General features: G+C 67.3%; 17 protein-coding genes. 13 read left to right on the forward strand and 4 right to left on the reverse strand.

Annotated elements, in window-relative coordinates; all coding sequences use genetic code 11:
* The first annotated feature begins 55 nt into the window (after positions 1-55).
* Entirely contained in the window at positions 56-592 is a 537-nt protein-coding gene (locus WV31_RS14145; protein WP_085374177.1) for an NADH-quinone oxidoreductase subunit B family protein, read from the forward strand.
* Between the two features lie 30 nt (positions 593-622).
* On the forward strand, positions 623-1,696 hold the full coding sequence (locus WV31_RS14150) for a carboxysome shell carbonic anhydrase domain-containg protein (protein ID WP_085374178.1): 1,074 nt from the start codon (positions 623-625) through the stop codon (positions 1,694-1,696).
* Here the strand turns inward: WV31_RS14150 and WV31_RS14155 are convergent.
* The 3 genes from WV31_RS14155 to WV31_RS14165 form a co-directional block, all read right to left on the reverse strand.
* Entirely contained in the window at positions 1,693-2,082 is a 390-nt protein-coding gene (locus WV31_RS14155) for a VOC family protein (protein ID WP_335645092.1), read from the reverse strand. The genes WV31_RS14150 and WV31_RS14155 overlap by 4 nt on opposite strands.
* Positions 2,079-2,321, reverse strand: coding sequence for a DUF1178 family protein (locus WV31_RS14160; RefSeq protein WP_085374179.1), 243 nt, complete (start codon positions 2,319-2,321; stop codon positions 2,079-2,081). Before WV31_RS14160 ends, WV31_RS14155 begins: the two co-directional genes overlap by 4 nt.
* 66 nt (positions 2,322-2,387) lie before the next feature.
* On the reverse strand, positions 2,388-3,035 hold the full coding sequence (locus WV31_RS14165) for a DUF2076 domain-containing protein (protein WP_085374180.1): 648 nt from the start codon (positions 3,033-3,035) through the stop codon (positions 2,388-2,390).
* 244 nt (positions 3,036-3,279) lie between these two features.
* Here WV31_RS14165 and groES point away from each other — a divergent pair, with 244 nt between their 5' ends.
* The 10 genes from groES (at position 3,280) to WV31_RS14215 (ending at position 11,849) form a co-directional block, all read left to right on the forward strand.
* A complete protein-coding gene (gene groES / locus WV31_RS14170) occupies positions 3,280-3,567 on the forward strand; it encodes a co-chaperone GroES (RefSeq protein WP_085374181.1) in 288 nt (95 codons plus the stop codon).
* 29 nt (positions 3,568-3,596) lie between these two features.
* Positions 3,597-5,255 carry a chaperonin GroEL gene (groL, locus tag WV31_RS14175; RefSeq protein ID WP_085374182.1) on the forward strand — a complete coding sequence of 553 codons (1,659 nt, stop codon included), beginning with the start codon at positions 3,597-3,599 and terminating at the stop codon, positions 5,253-5,255.
* 125 nt (positions 5,256-5,380) lie between these two features.
* Positions 5,381-6,484 (forward strand): CocE/NonD family hydrolase, encoded by a 1,104-nt coding sequence (locus WV31_RS14180; protein WP_085375581.1) that lies wholly within the window; start codon positions 5,381-5,383, stop codon positions 6,482-6,484.
* A 94-nt stretch (positions 6,485-6,578) separates the two neighbouring features.
* The gene (coaBC, locus tag WV31_RS14185; protein ID WP_085374183.1) at positions 6,579-7,784 is read left to right on the forward strand and encodes a bifunctional phosphopantothenoylcysteine decarboxylase/phosphopantothenate--cysteine ligase CoaBC; all 1,206 of its coding nucleotides are present in this window, start codon (positions 6,579-6,581) and stop codon (positions 7,782-7,784) included.
* Positions 7,785-7,911: 127 nt separating this feature from the next.
* Positions 7,912-8,376, forward strand: a complete 465-nt coding sequence (gene dut / locus WV31_RS14190) for a dUTP diphosphatase (RefSeq protein ID WP_085374184.1) — start codon at positions 7,912-7,914, stop codon at positions 8,374-8,376.
* Between the two features lie 3 nt (positions 8,377-8,379).
* A complete protein-coding gene (locus WV31_RS14195; protein WP_085374185.1) occupies positions 8,380-8,835 on the forward strand; it encodes an RrF2 family transcriptional regulator in 456 nt (151 codons plus the stop codon).
* Positions 8,836-8,890: 55 nt separating this feature from the next.
* Positions 8,891-9,850, forward strand: coding sequence for a cysteine synthase A (gene cysK / locus WV31_RS14200; protein WP_085374186.1), 960 nt, complete (start codon positions 8,891-8,893; stop codon positions 9,848-9,850).
* 108 nt (positions 9,851-9,958) lie between these two features.
* Positions 9,959-10,759, forward strand: a complete 801-nt coding sequence (locus WV31_RS14205; RefSeq protein WP_085374187.1) for a HesA/MoeB/ThiF family protein — start codon at positions 9,959-9,961, stop codon at positions 10,757-10,759.
* A complete protein-coding gene (locus tag WV31_RS14210) occupies positions 10,746-11,228 on the forward strand; it encodes a DsrE/DsrF/DrsH-like family protein (RefSeq protein WP_085374188.1) in 483 nt (160 codons plus the stop codon). The genes WV31_RS14205 and WV31_RS14210 overlap by 14 nt, the downstream gene beginning before the upstream one ends.
* Positions 11,229-11,333: 105 nt before the next feature.
* Entirely contained in the window at positions 11,334-11,849 is a 516-nt protein-coding gene (locus tag WV31_RS14215; RefSeq protein WP_085374189.1) for a Spy/CpxP family protein refolding chaperone, read from the forward strand.
* Positions 11,850-11,913: 64 nt separating this feature from the next.
* Here the strand turns inward: WV31_RS14215 and WV31_RS14220 are convergent, their stop codons facing one another.
* Positions 11,914-12,900 carry a 2-hydroxyacid dehydrogenase gene (locus tag WV31_RS14220; protein WP_085374190.1) on the reverse strand — a complete coding sequence of 329 codons (987 nt, stop codon included), beginning with the start codon at positions 12,898-12,900 and terminating at the stop codon, positions 11,914-11,916.
* Positions 12,901-13,080: 180 nt separating this feature from the next.
* On the opposite strand from WV31_RS14220, the gene WV31_RS14225 reads away from it, so the two are divergent.
* Entirely contained in the window at positions 13,081-13,575 is a 495-nt protein-coding gene (locus WV31_RS14225) for an SH3 domain-containing protein (protein ID WP_085374191.1), read from the forward strand.
* Positions 13,576-13,614: the final 39 nt, after the last annotated feature.

A 13,614-nucleotide genomic window follows, 5' to 3' on the forward strand; every position in this document is an offset into this window, starting at 1 on the left:
CCCGCCGGCGGCTGAAAGATGCTTCGCGTTCGCTCAGCATGACAGAGAGTCCGGCATGATCCCGCCCATCGCCAAGATCCTGGCCCGCCACCTGCTGAAGGGCCCCCACACCCAGAAGGACGCGCCGCGCCCCGACCCGGACGGCGTGACGGAGCTGGCCGAGGCGCTGGGCCGCCGCGCCCGGCAGCGGCTGGGCCGCTCGCTGTCCATCCGCGAGGTGGACGCCGGCTCGTGCAATGGCTGCGAACTGGAGATTCATGCCGTCAACCACCCCATCTATGATCTCGAGCGCTTCGGCATCCGCTTCGTGGCCAGCCCGCGCCATGCCGACGTGCTGCTGGTCACCGGGCCGGTAACGCGCAACATGGAAGAGGCGCTGCGCCGCACGGTGGAGGCCACGCCCGAACCCCGCTGGGTGGTGGCCATGGGCGATTGCGGTCGTGATGGCGGCTGCTTCGCCGGGTCCTACGCCGTGGTGGGCGGAGTCTCGGACGTGGTGCCGGTGGATTTGCACATTCCCGGCTGTCCGCCCAGCCCCCGCCAGATTCTGGCCGGTCTGCTGGCCCTGCTGGACACGGTGGACAAGGGGTAGCTCCGAGGCGGAGAGGAGAAGGAGACGGTCATGCCCGACATTCACCGCCGCCCCATCGCTGAACGCATCGACTGGCTGTTCGACCTGGCCCGCCGCCATGGCGAGGTGTTTCGCGGCCCCGAGGCCTGGCTGGCCCGCCAGCGCTATCTGGCCGAACATCCCACCGCCATCGCCGTGCTGAAATGCATGGACGGGCGCATCAACATCCCCGTCGCCACCAATACGCCTGCCGGCATCCTGATGCCGTTCCGCAATCTGGGCGGCATGTTCGACCTGGGCTGGCCCCATCTGGGCGAGGTGCTGGCCCATCACGTCACCCGCATGGTGGACTCGGGCCGCCGGGTGCTGATCCTGATCACCTATCACTGGTCCAAGGGCGACCCCAAGCGGGGCTGCGCCGGCTTCGGCTACGACACCGAGGCGGCCATCGCCCATACCCGCCAGATTCGCGCCCAGGTGGAGCATATCTTCGGCCAGGGCCATGGCACGGTCTATCCCCTGGTCTGCGGCTTCGAGACCGACGAGGACGCCCTGGTCATCCATGGCGAAGGCGGCGCCGCGCTCGACCTCGCCACCCTGTCGGTGCCTGAGGCCGCCACCCTGGAGCCGCGCCTCGCCGCCCTGCTGCCCGGCATGCCGGCCCAGATGCGCGCCGATCTGGTTCCGCTGCTGCGGGGCAATCTGGAGCACATCGCCACGGTGCGCGACCAGACCCGCCGGCACGAGCGCTCACTGGACGTGGAGCACCGGGAATGGATGATCTGCCTGGGCCGCGGCTTCGACTTCCTGCACACCCCCAACCTGGCCCTGATCATCGGCCCCTACAGCCCCGATCTGGCCGATCCGCTGCGCAAGGCCGCCGCCATCATCGAGGACAACATGGCCGCCGGGCGCATTCCCGATGACGGCTTTTTGCTGCTGGCCTCGGTGCCCTATGACGAGATCGGCGTCGACCGGGCGCGGGCCGAGCTGAAGTCGCGCTTTCTCTCCGACTTCGCGGCACAGGTGCTGCGCGACGAGTTCCCCCAGTTGGCGGCCAAGATGAGCAAGCGCACCGCCGTGCTGGACTGGCGCTCGCGGGACCTGGAATTGCTGGCCGATTAACCGGCGGCCTCGTTGCTGATTTCCACCAGATTGCCGTCGGGATCGCGGATGTAGACCGAGACGAGGGGCGCGCGTGCGCCGGTTCTCGCCACCGGCCCGTCCTCGATGGCCACGCCGCATCCGTTCAGGTGGGCGATCACCTCCGCCATGGGAACCGTGGTGGTCAGGCAGAAATCGGCCGAGCCGCCGGTGGGGTGGAGGGCCTTGGGCTCGAACTCGCGGCCCTTCTGGTGCAGGTTGATCTTCTGGCCGCCGAAGGCCAGGGCCTTGCGGCCCGCTCCGAACTCCACCACCTCCATGCCCAGCGCCGTCTGGTAGAAGGCGCAGGTGGCGGCGATGTCGGCCACCGTCAGGACGAAATGGTCGATGCGGTCGATACTGATCAATGGCTTCCCGCCATGGGGCAGCCGCCGCAGCCCATGGGCGTGCCGCAAGAGGGCGGCGGAGCGGCCGCCGCGCGGCCCTTGCCCACGTTGGGGGCCATGATCGCCTTGCCCACCTCCTTGTCGCCGCATTCGGGACAGGCGAGCGCGCCGGCTTCCTTTTTGGAATCGTAATCGCCGCTGTTGTCGAACCATTCCTCGAAGTGATGGTCGTGGGAGCAGCGCAGCGTGTAGAGGATCATGTCGGGCTCTCATCACAAGGAAACCGCCCCCGTTATACGAGAACGGTTTCCCAAGTTGCAATTGGTCTAGAAGCTGTCGTCGCCGCCGCCCACGTCGTAGCCGGGGTCGAAATCACCGTAGCCCTGGTCGTCGGCGATATTGGTGTCGTAGCTGGGCGGAGCCGTATCGGCCGGGACATGGCTGCCGGTATCCGATGCCTGCTGCGGCGCCGATGCCGAGGCGCCATGGCCGCCGGCAAACATGGACGAGATGCTGTTGGCCAGCAGCATGCCGCCGGCCACACCCACCGCGGCACCCGCCGCCGTGCGCAGGAAGCCGCCGCCGGCCGAGGGCTGGCCGCCCCAGGGCGAGGGCTGCTGGGCGTATTGCTGCTGGGGAGGCGGCGCGTATTGCTGCTGCTGGACCTGCTGCTGCGGCGCCTGGGTGGAGGGCACCGAGCCGCGGCCCCACACGCCCCGGCCGAAGCCGCCGCCCTGCTGCTGCGGCTGGGACTGGCCGGCCAGCCGGGCCTCGAGGTCGCGGATGCGGGCCTCGTTCTCCTTGATGGCCATTTCCTGCACCACCACCGCCTCGACCAGATTGTAGGCGGCATCGGGCACGGCGCGCAGGCGCTCAACGATCAGGGCCTCGGCTTCGCGGTCCTTGGGGCCGCCCGCCAGCTTCGACAGGCGGTCGAAGACGCTGAGAATCAGGTCACGTTCAGCAGGGGTCATGGCTCGCCTTCCCGGTGGAAAAATCGCTGCCCAACAATGTAGGTGCGAATCGCCCCATGTCCATGGCGGAAATTTATCATTACGAATCATTAAGTTGCCGCAATCTGCCCCGGAAAATGCGGGAAATTTCACCCGATCGCGCTTGACTCTCCCGCTCACCCCTCCTAGATGGTTGGCACTCGTCGCCGGAGAGTGCTAACAGCGCCCCGGCAGATCGAAACGTCTCACGGAGGTAATTCCCGAAATGAAGTTCCGTCCGCTCCATGACCGTGTGCTGGTCAAGCGCCTCGACGCCGAAGAGAAGACCGCCGGCGGCATCATCATCCCCGACACCGCCAAGGAAAAGCCCATGCAGGGCGAAGTGGTGGCCGTGGGCTCCGGTACCCGTGGCGATGACGGCAAGCTGGTGGCGCTCGACGTCAAGGCCGGCGACCGCGTGCTGTTCGGCAAGTGGTCCGGCACCGAGGTGAAGGTCGACGGCGAAGAGCTGCTGATCATGAAGGAATCCGACATTCTCGGCATTCTCGGCTAATCCTTAGAATTCGATAGAGGTTCAGACAAATGGCTGCCAAGGAAGTCAAGTTCTCCACCGATGCCCGCACCCGCATGCTGCGCGGCGTCGACATTCTCGCCGACGCGGTGAAGGTCACCTTGGGCCCCAAGGGCCGCAACGTGGTCATCGAGAAGTCGTTCGGCGCGCCCCGCATCACCAAGGACGGCGTCACCGTCGCCAAGGAGATCGAGCTGGCCGACAAGTTCGAGAACATGGGCGCCCAGATGGTGCGCGAAGTGGCCTCGAAGACCGCCGATCTGGCCGGTGACGGCACCACCACCGCCACCGTGCTGGCCCAGGCCATCGTCCGCGAGGGCGTCAAGGCCGTGGCCGCCGGCCTCAACCCCATGGACCTGAAGCGCGGCGTCGATCTCGCCGTGGCCGCCGTGGTCGAGAACGTGAAGTCGCGTTCGCGCAAGGTCGCCACCAATGCCGAGATCGCCCAGGTCGGCACCATCTCCGCCAACGGCGAGAAGGAAATCGGCGACATGATCGCCAAGGCCATGGAAAAGGTCGGCAACGAGGGTGTCATCACCGTCGAGGAAGCCAAGGGCCTGGACACCGAGCTGGACGTGGTCGAGGGCATGCAGTTCGACCGTGGCTACACCAGCCCGTACTTCGTGACCAACGCCGAGAAGATGACCTGTGAGCTGGACAACCCCTACATCCTGCTGCACGAGAAGAAGCTGTCGGGCCTGCAGCCCCTGCTGCCCGTGCTCGAGCAGGTGGTTCAGTCCGGCCGTCCGCTGGTGATCATCGCCGAGGACATCGAGGGCGAGGCCCTGGCCACCCTGGTGGTCAACAAGCTGCGCGGCGGCCTGAAGGTCGCGGCGGTGAAGGCCCCCGGCTTCGGCGACCGTCGCAAGGCCATGCTGGAAGACATCGCCATCCTGACCGGTGGCCAAGTGATCTCCGAGGACCTGGGCATCAAGCTGGAGAGCGTCAACCTGGCCATGCTGGGCACCTCCAAGCGCATCACCATCACCAAGGAAGACACCACCATCGTCGACGGCTCGGGCAAGAAGGGCGACATCGACGCCCGCTGCAAGCAGATCCGTGCGCAGATCGAGGAGACCACCTCGGACTACGACCGCGAGAAGCTGCAGGAGCGTCTGGCCAAGCTGGCCGGCGGCGTGGCCGTCATCAAGGTCGGCGGCGCGTCCGAGATCGAGGTGAAGGAGCGCAAGGACCGCGTTGACGACGCGCTGCACGCCACCCGCGCCGCGGTCGAGGAAGGCATCGTCCCGGGCGGCGGCGTCGCTCTGCTGCACGCCGTCAAGGCCCTGGAAGGCCTGAAGTCCGGCAATGCCGACCAGGAAGTGGGCATCGGCATCGTCCGTCGCGCCCTTCAGGCTCCGGTGCGTCAGATCGCCGAGAACGCCGGCCATGACGGCGCCGTGGTCGCCGGCAAGATCGGCGAGTCCGCCGACCTGGCCTTCGGCTTCGACGCCCAGACCGGTGTCTACACCGACATGATCAAGGCCGGCATCATCGACCCGACCAAGGTCGTGCGCACCGCCCTGCAGGACGCGGCTTCCGTGGCCGGCCTGCTGATCACCACCGAAGCCATGATCGCCGAGCGTCCGAAGAAGGACGTGGGCGGCATGCCCGGCGGCGACATGGGCGGCATGGGTGGCATGGGCGGCATGGGCGGCATGGACTTCTAAGTCCGGCCAACCGACGCCAAATGCGTTAGGCGAAACCCCTCTCCCGGTGACGGGAGGGGGGTTTTTCTTTTCAATCACCCCGAACCGTCTACTCTTTGATCTTCGGCATGCCCTTTGGAGGCGCCATGAAGACGTTCGCCATCGCCTTTCTCGCCCTGTTCGTCGGTTTTGCCTCCGCTGCCCGGGCCGGGCTGGTCGAAGAGTCCGGCGGCCTGGCGGTGACGTTCTCCAAGGGTGGGGGGGAGGTCACCCTCGACGCGCTGATCATCCGTCCCGACGATCGCCTGCGCCATCCCCTGGCGGTGCTCAGCCACGGCGCGCCCCGCGACGCAGCCGACCGCGAGGCCATGAGCCCCGGCGCCATGCGCGCCCAGGCCCGCGAATTCGCCCGAAGGGGCTGGGTGGTGGTCACCTTCATGCGGCGCGGCTACGGCCAGTCCGAAGGCGAATACGTGGAAAGCAGCGGCAAATGCGCCTCGCCCGACTACGTCACTTCGGGCCGGCGATCGGCAGAGGACATTCGGGCGGTGATCCGCGCCATGTCCGACAAGCCCTATGTGGATTCGTCGCGCATTCTCAGCGTGGGGCGTTCGGCGGGCGGCCTGGCCACCGTGGCGCTCACCGCCGATCCGCCTCCCGGCCTGGTCGCCGCCATCAGCTTCGCCGGCGGCAGGGGCTCGGTCCGTCCCGACGAGGTCTGCGTTCCCGCCCGGCTGGTGGAGGCCTTCGGCACCTTCGGCAAGACGTCGCGCGTTCCCATGCTGTGGGTCTATGCCGAGAACGACCGCTTTTTCGGGCCCAATCTGGCGCGGCAGTTCCACGGCGCCTTCACCGGGGCGGGCGGAAGGGCCGAATTCATCGCCGCCGCTCCCTTCGGTGCGGACGGGCACAGCCTGTTCTCGGAAAAGGGCCAGCCCATCTGGACGCGCTACGTGGACGACTTCCTGGCGCACCAGCACCTGACCCTGGTGGACCGTCTGCTGCCCAGCCGCGACGAGAGCGCCGTTTCCTATCCCCCTTATCTGAACGCCAAGGGCAAGGAATCGTTCCGCAAGTTCCTGGACGCCTCTGACCACAAGGCGTTTGCCGTCAGCCGCGACGGCGCCTATGGCTGGCGGAGCGGCCAGAAGACCGTGGAGGCGGCAATCGAGGACGCCCTGGCCAATTGCCGCAAGAACGCCAGCAAGACCTGCCGCACGGTCATGATCGACGACGAAGACGTGGAGTAGGCGGGAACGGGGAGCCGACTCCCCCCTTGCACCACCGCGTCGCACCCGCTACGGTTATCCACACAACGCCACCGTATTTTTTCGAGGCTTCACAGTGCTGGATGGCAGGCGGGTTCTTCTCATCATCTCGGGCGGCATCGCCGCCTACAAGTCGCTGGAGCTGATCCGCCGCCTGAAGGACCGGGGCTGCGCCGTGCGCTGCATCCTGACCAGGGGCGGGGCCAATTTCGTCACGCCGCTGTCGGTGGCGGCGCTGTCGGGCGACAAGGTCTATCAGGAGACCTTCTCGCTCACCGACGAGGCCGAGATGGGCCATATCCGGCTGTCGCGGGAAGCCGATCTGGTGGTGGTGGCCCCGGCCACCGCCAACCTGCTGGCCAAGATGGCCGCCGGCATCGCCGACGATCTGGCCTCGACCGCGCTTCTCGCCACCGACAAGCGGGTGCTGGTGGCGCCGGCCATGAATACCATGATGTGGGAGCATGCGGCGACAAAGGCCAACATGGCGATTCTGGAATCGCGCGGGGTGACCCGCGTCGGCCCCGGGGCCGGCGACCTGGCCTGCGGCGAGGTGGGGGCGGGGCGCATGGCCGAGCCCGCCGAGATTCTGGCCGCCATCGAATCCATGCTGTCCGACGGTCCGCTGAAGGGGGTCCGGGCCGTGGTCACCAGCGGCCCGACCCATGAAGCCATCGACCCGGTGCGCTTCATCGCCAACCGCTCCTCGGGCAAGCAGGGCCACGCCATCGCCGCCGCCCTGGCCGCAATGGGGGCCGAGGTCACCCTGGTCAGCGGCCCGGTGACCATTGCCGACCCCGCCGGCGTACGGGTGGTGAAGGTGGAAAGCGCCATCCAGATGCTGAACGCGGTGCGTGGCGCCCTGCCCGCCGACGTGGTGGTGTGTGCGGCGGCCGTCGCCGACTGGACGGTGGCCAACCGCGCCACCGAGAAGCGCAAGAAGAAGGTGGGCGATCCGCCGCCCACCATCGAGCTCACCCCCAATCCCGACATCCTGATGACCGTGTCCAAGGCCGAAGGGGCGGCGCGGCCCCGTCTGGTGGTGGGCTTCGCCGCCGAGACGGAGAAGCTGCTGGAACACGCCGCCGACAAGCGGGCGCGCAAGGGCTGCGACTGGATCGTCGCCAACGACGTGTCGGAAGGCAGCGGCACCTTCGGCGGAGAATCCAATACCGTGCACGTCATCGATGGCGCGGGAACGGATTCCTGGCCCGTCCTGGGCAAGGACGAGGTGGCGCGCCGGCTGGCCGAACGAATCGCCAAGGCTTTGGGGAAGATGTGATGACTATCCTTTGCCGTCATCCCGGCCAAGCCGAAGGCGCGAGCCGGGATCCATCTTCCCGCGGGCATCATGGATCCCGGATCTCGCGATGCTCGTCCGGGATGACGAAAACCGTGAGGGCGGTACGATGAGTAAACCGATCCCTGTCTCCATCAAGCGCCTGGAACACGCCGCCGATCTGCCCCTGCCGGCCTACGAGACGGCGCATGCGGCCGGAATGGACCTGATGGCCTGCATTCCCGCCGACATCACCTTGGGCCCCGGCGAGCGCGCCGTGATTCCCGCCGGCTTCGCCATCGCCCTGCCCGAAGGCTTCGAGGCCCAGGTGCGGCCGCGCTCAGGGCTTGCCGCCAAGCACGGCATCACCGTCTTGAACGCGCCCGGTACCATCGACGCCGATTACCGGGGCGAGGTGGGCGTCATCCTGGTCAATCTGGGCCAGAACGCCTTCGCCATCTCACGCGGCATGCGCATCGCCCAGATGGTGATCGCGCCGGTGTCGCGGGCGGCATGGCGCGAGGTGGAAAGTTTGGACGACACCGCCAGGGGGGCGGGGGGCTTCGGCTCGACGGGAACGGGGAAGAAGGAATAGGGCATGCTGCGTCCGTCGAAGAAAATGCTGTTCGCCATCGAGGCGGTTCTCGACATCGCCTACCACGCCGGCGGTGAACCGGTGCAGAGCCGCGAGATCACAAGGCGCCAGGGCATCCCGCGGCGCTATCTGGAACAGACCCTGCAGCAGCTGGTGCGCGCCGGCCTGCTGGTGGGCGTGCGCGGTCCCCGGGGCGGCTACCGCCTGGCGCGGGAACGCCGCCGCATCTCGGTGGGCGAGGTGGTGCGCGTGGTCCGCGCCCTGGAAACCGCCGAGGATCCCTACCAGGACATGCCGGCCTCCGAGCTGGGCAAGAACGTCATCCGCCCCATGTGGGGTGATCTGACCGAGGAGATCATGTCCCGCCTGGACGCCATCTCCATCGACGAGCTGTGCATGCGCGCCTACAAGGGCGGCATCCCCAGCGAGGCGCATCAGAAGTTGGACTTCATCATCTAACCTTGATACGATGTAGTTAATCACCGTACTACACAAACGTTGTGGGGAATTTCAGATGACCACTTCCGCCCCCGCCTTCCGCGGCAAGATTTACGACAGCATCATCGACACCATCGGCGCCACGCCGCTGGTGCGCTTCAAGCGCATGGCCGCCGAATCCGGCTCGAAGGCCGACATCGTCGGCAAGCTGGAGTTCTTCAATCCGCTGGCCTCGGTCAAGGACCGCATCGGCTTCGCCATGATCGAAGCGGCCGAGGTGTCGGGCCAGCTCAAGCCGGGCGGCACCATCATCGAGCCGACCTCGGGCAACACCGGCATCGCCCTGGCCTTCGTCGCCGCCGCCAAGGGCTACAAGCTGGTGCTGTGCATGCCGGAAAGCATGTCGCTGGAGCGCCGCAAGATGCTGCAGCTGCTCGGCGCCGAGATCGTGCTGACCCCGGCGTCCAAGGGCATGACCGGCGCGGTGCGTCAGGCCGAGGAGCTTCTGGCCTCCACGCCGGGCGCCATCATGCCGCAGCAGTTCAAGAACGCCGCCAACCCGGCCATTCACGAGCGCACCACCGCCGAGGAGATCTGGAACGACACCAACGGCAAGGTGGACATCGTCGTGTCGGGCGTCGGCACCGGCGGCACCATCTCGGGCATCGGCCATGTGCTCAAGGCGCGCAAGCCGGGCCTGAAGCTGGTGGCGGTGGAGCCCGAGGACAGCCCGGTCCTGTCGGGCGGCGCCCCCGGCCCGCACAAGATCCAGGGCATCGGCGCCGGTTTCGTGCCGGACATCCTGGACAAAGGCGTGATCGACGAGATTCTGCAGATCGGCAACGAGACGGCGCTTTCCACCGCCCGCAAGGCCGCCAAGCTGGAAGGTATTCCGGTGGGCATCTCGTCGGGCGCGGCCATCGCTGCCGCCCTGGAACTGGGCTCGCGCCCCGAGAACGCCGGCAAGCTGATCGTCGCCATCATCCCCAGCTTCGCCGAACGCTACCTGTCCACCGCCCTGTTCGATCAGGTCTAGGGTCGGTCCGGCACCTTCTTGTATAATCGTCATGGCCGGGCTCGACCCGGCCATCCATGGACCCCCGGGCCAAGCCCGGGGGTGACGGTTTTCAAAAGGGCTTTGCCAATGGACTTCACCGAGGAGCAGATCCACCGCTACGCCCGCCACATCATCCTGCCGGAGGTGGGCGGCGTGGGCCAGGCGAAGCTGCTGAACTCTTCGGCCCTGGTGATCGGGGCGGGCGGCCTGGGCTCGCCGGTGATCCTGTATCTCGCCGCCGCCGGGGTGGGAACCATCGGAGTGATCGACGACGACGACGTGGAGCTGTCCAACCTGCAGCGCCAGATCATCCACCGCACCTCGAGCGTGGGTACGCCCAAGGTGGACAGCGCGGCGGAAGCGGTGGCCGGGATCAATCCGGACGTCAAGGTGGTGCCCATCCGCCAGCGCCTGGACAGGGACAATGCACGGGCGATCTTTCGCGATTTCCAGGTGATCGCCGACGGCTCCGACAACTTCCCCACCCGTTTCCTGGTCAACGACGCGGCCAGGCTCGAGGGCAAGACCCTGGTGTCGGCGGCCATCCTGCGCTTCGACGGGCAATTGTCCACCTACCGACCCGGCGGCCCCTGCTATCGCTGCATCTACCGCGAGCCGCCGCCCGAAGGCCATGTCCCCACCTGTTCCAGCGCCGGGGTGCTGGGCGCCATGGCCGGCACCATGGGGGCCATGCAGGCCACCGAGGTGATCAAGGAATTGCTGGGCATCGGCGAATCGCTGGCGGGCAAGCTGGTGATCTACGACGCCCTGTCGGTGGCGTGGCGCACCGTGCGGGTGCCCAGGGACCCCGGCTGTCCCTTATGCGGCGACCACCCCACCATCACCGACCTTTCTGCCCATGGGAGCACCGCCAATGTCTGCGGCTGAACGCAACCCATCGGATCGAGTTCCTGCGGCCGAGGGCCGCAGTGGGCCCGACAAGCTGTCCATCGTGGTGTTCTCGGGCGATTTCGACCGCATCCACTACGCCCTGGTGATGGCCGCCGCCGCCATCGCCTCCAACACGCCGGTGACGCTGTTCTTCACCATGTGGGCGGGCCGGGTGCTGGAAAAGCCGCTGCCCGACGGCCAGCCCGCCTGGACGCGGCTCAAATGCTCGGACGGCCGCGCCGCCAAGTGGGTGGACGACGGCTTCAAGGCCAAGGGCGTGGGCCGTTTCGAGGAATTGCTGGAAGCCTGCGTGGCCTTAGGCGTCACCTTCATGGTCTGCGAGATGGGCCTGAAGGCCCTGGGCATGGACCCCGATTCGCTTCGCCCCGACGTCCCCGTCGCCAAGGGCGGCGTGGTGACCTTCCTGGCCGACGCGTCCAAGACCGGCGGCCTGCTGTTCATCTGAGCGCAGTTACCCGCTGTTACCATTTTGCCCTTCCGGCGACATTCTCCGGTTACGCGGCCCCTGTAGAACGGTGTCATTCCGATCCACCCGTTCACAGGTGCCTTGATGAGCCGCATTACCCTGATCACCGCCTCCGTCGCCATCGTGCTGGGCCTTGCCGCCCTGGTGAACGTGGCCCGCGCCGCCGAACCGGCCTCCAGCCCGAAGGCCGCCAATTTCGAGCGCATGAGCCGCATGTGCTATGACATGGAAGCCCGCATGGCCGCCCGCATGGCCTATAACGAGGTCAAGCTGAAGCTGACCGATACCCAGAAGGCCGAGTTCAAGCGCCTGGGCGAGACCATGAAGGAGGCCGCCGCCCCCATGCGGCAGATGTGCGAGGACAAGGTCGATCCCACCAGGTTCGCCACCGTCCCTGAGCGCATGACCCGCATGCAGCAGGTGGCCGAGGCCCGCGCCGAATCCCTGCGCAAGCTGGTGCCCGCCATGAAGGATTTCTACGCCACCCTGTCCCTGGAACAGCAGAAGATCGCCGACGAGATCATGGGCGGGACCGGCGGCCACGGCGGCTTCGGCCCCGGCGGCCCCGGCCGTCACGGCGGCATGATGATGCATCACTGAGCCACCCGACGAAAAAGCCCCCCGAAAGCGTCGCTTCGGGGGGCTTTGCTTTGATCTTGGCCGCTTAGAACATGGAGGCCAGCACGCGGTCCGGCGGCTGGTGGCCGTCGGCGAAGGTCTTGATGTTGACCAGCACCTTCTCGCCCATGTCGATGCGGCCCTCGATGGTGGCCGAGCCCAGATGGGGCAGCAGCACCACGTTGTCCAGGGCCAGCAGCTTGGGGTTGACCGCCGGCTCGTGCTCGAACACGTCGAGACCGGCGCCCGCCAGGTCGCCGCGGATCAGCATGCGGGTGAGCGCGTTCTCGTCGACGATCTCGCCGCGCGCGGTGTTGACCACATAGGCGTGCTTGGGCAGCAGTTCCAGGCGGCGCGCCGACAGCAGGTGGAAGGTGGCCGGGGTGTGCGGGCAATGGACGGTGACCACGTCCATGCGGGCCAGCATCTGGTCCAGGCTCTCCCAGTAGGTGGCCTCCAGCTCGGTCTCGATGTCGGGGTGCACGCGCTTGCGGTTGTGGTAGTGGATGGACATGCCGAAGGCCTTGGCGCGGCGCGCCACCGCCTGGCCGATGCGGCCCATGCCGATGATGCCGAGGCGCTTGCCCCAGATGCGGTGGCCCAGCATGTGGGTCGGGCTCCAGCCCTTCCAGTCGCCCGAGCGGATCAGGCGCTCGCCCTCGGCGATGCGGCGCGGCACCGACAGGATCAGCGCCATGGCCATGTCGGCGGTGTCCTCGGTCAGCACGCCCGGGGTGTTGGTGACGGTGATGCCCCGCTGCCGCGCGGTGGCCAGATCGATGTGATCGACACCGGTGCCGAAATTGGCCACCAGCTTCAGGTTGGGGCCCGCATTGGACAGGATGCCGGCGTCGATGCGGTCGGTCACGGTGGGGACCAGCACGTCGGCGATCTTGACGGCCTCGATCAGCTCGGTCTTGGTCATGGGATGATCGTCGACGTTCAAGCGGGTGTCGAACAGTTCCATCATCCGGGTTTCGATGGCGTCGGGCAGCTTGCGGCTGACCACGACGACGGGCTTCTTGTGCGGCATGTCCTGTTTCCTCCCGGAACGTTTCCCTATCGACCTAGCAACTCGCAGACACCTTGTCCAGAGGCCAGTTGGACCTTCTTTAAATCGCAAACCTCCGGCCGCCTTGACCGGGTCGGGCCGGGACACTCTATAATACGCCGCCGGAGGGAGGATGGCTTGCCGAAGTTGGGGAGGGCGTTGATGCGGAAAATAGGGGCGGGCGCGCTTGCGGCCGTGCTGACCTGTCTTGCGCCCGCCGCCCTGGCCGGCGAGGCCAGCGGCCTGCCGCTGCCCCGTTTCGTCTCGCTTCGCTCGGACGAGGTCAATCTGCGGGCCGGGCCGGGGCAGCGCTACCCCATCGACTGGATCTATTCGCGCAAGGACCTGCCCGTCGAGGTGATCGCCGAGTTCGAGGCGTGGCGCAAGATCCGCGACTGGCAGGGCACCGAGGGCTGGGTGCACCAATCCATGCTGTCGGGCCGGCGCATGATGGTGGTGATCGGCAGCCAGCGCACCCTGCGCGGCGGCGATTCCGACAGCGCCGATACCCTGGCCCTGGTGGATGCCGGCGTGCTGGGCCGCCTGCTGCAATGCCCGCGCAACCGGGATTTCTGCCGCGTCGAGATCAACCAGATTCAGGGCTGGTTCAAGCGCGACGAGATCTGGGGCGTCTACAAGGGCGAGTGGATCGAATAGGCCCGGGGCCGGATCCGAGGGCTCATCCTCCCCCGAACC

This window comes from Magnetospirillum sp. ME-1, assembly GCF_002105535.1.
Classification (GTDB): domain Bacteria; phylum Pseudomonadota; class Alphaproteobacteria; order Rhodospirillales; family Magnetospirillaceae; genus Phaeospirillum.

Excerpts from the sequence above, each read along its gene's own strand:
- WV31_RS14215 (WP_085374189.1), top strand. The coding sequence starts at position 11,334 with ATGAGCCGCATTACCCTGATCACCGCCTCCGTCGCCATCGTGCTGGGC.
- WV31_RS14180 (WP_085375581.1), top strand. The coding sequence starts at position 5,381 with ATGAAGACGTTCGCCATCGCCTTTCTCGCCCTGTTCGTCGGTTTTGCC.
- WV31_RS14225 (WP_085374191.1), top strand. The coding sequence starts at position 13,081 with ATGCGGAAAATAGGGGCGGGCGCGCTTGCGGCCGTGCTGACCTGTCTT.
- WV31_RS14165 (WP_085374180.1), bottom strand. The coding sequence starts at position 3,035 with ATGACCCCTGCTGAACGTGACCTGATTCTCAGCGTCTTCGACCGCCTG.
- groES (WP_085374181.1), top strand. The coding sequence starts at position 3,280 with ATGAAGTTCCGTCCGCTCCATGACCGTGTGCTGGTCAAGCGCCTCGAC.
- WV31_RS14210 (WP_085374188.1), top strand. The coding sequence starts at position 10,746 with ATGTCTGCGGCTGAACGCAACCCATCGGATCGAGTTCCTGCGGCCGAG.
- WV31_RS14145 (WP_085374177.1), top strand. The coding sequence starts at position 56 with ATGATCCCGCCCATCGCCAAGATCCTGGCCCGCCACCTGCTGAAGGGC.
- dut (WP_085374184.1), top strand. The coding sequence starts at position 7,912 with ATGAGTAAACCGATCCCTGTCTCCATCAAGCGCCTGGAACACGCCGCC.
- WV31_RS14150 (WP_085374178.1), top strand. The coding sequence starts at position 623 with ATGCCCGACATTCACCGCCGCCCCATCGCTGAACGCATCGACTGGCTG.
- WV31_RS14160 (WP_085374179.1), bottom strand. The coding sequence starts at position 2,321 with ATGATCCTCTACACGCTGCGCTGCTCCCACGACCATCACTTCGAGGAA.
- cysK (WP_085374186.1), top strand. The coding sequence starts at position 8,891 with ATGACCACTTCCGCCCCCGCCTTCCGCGGCAAGATTTACGACAGCATC.
- WV31_RS14195 (WP_085374185.1), top strand. The coding sequence starts at position 8,380 with ATGCTGCGTCCGTCGAAGAAAATGCTGTTCGCCATCGAGGCGGTTCTC.
- WV31_RS14205 (WP_085374187.1), top strand. The coding sequence starts at position 9,959 with ATGGACTTCACCGAGGAGCAGATCCACCGCTACGCCCGCCACATCATC.
- groL (WP_085374182.1), top strand. The coding sequence starts at position 3,597 with ATGGCTGCCAAGGAAGTCAAGTTCTCCACCGATGCCCGCACCCGCATG.
- WV31_RS14220 (WP_085374190.1), bottom strand. The coding sequence starts at position 12,900 with ATGCCGCACAAGAAGCCCGTCGTCGTGGTCAGCCGCAAGCTGCCCGAC.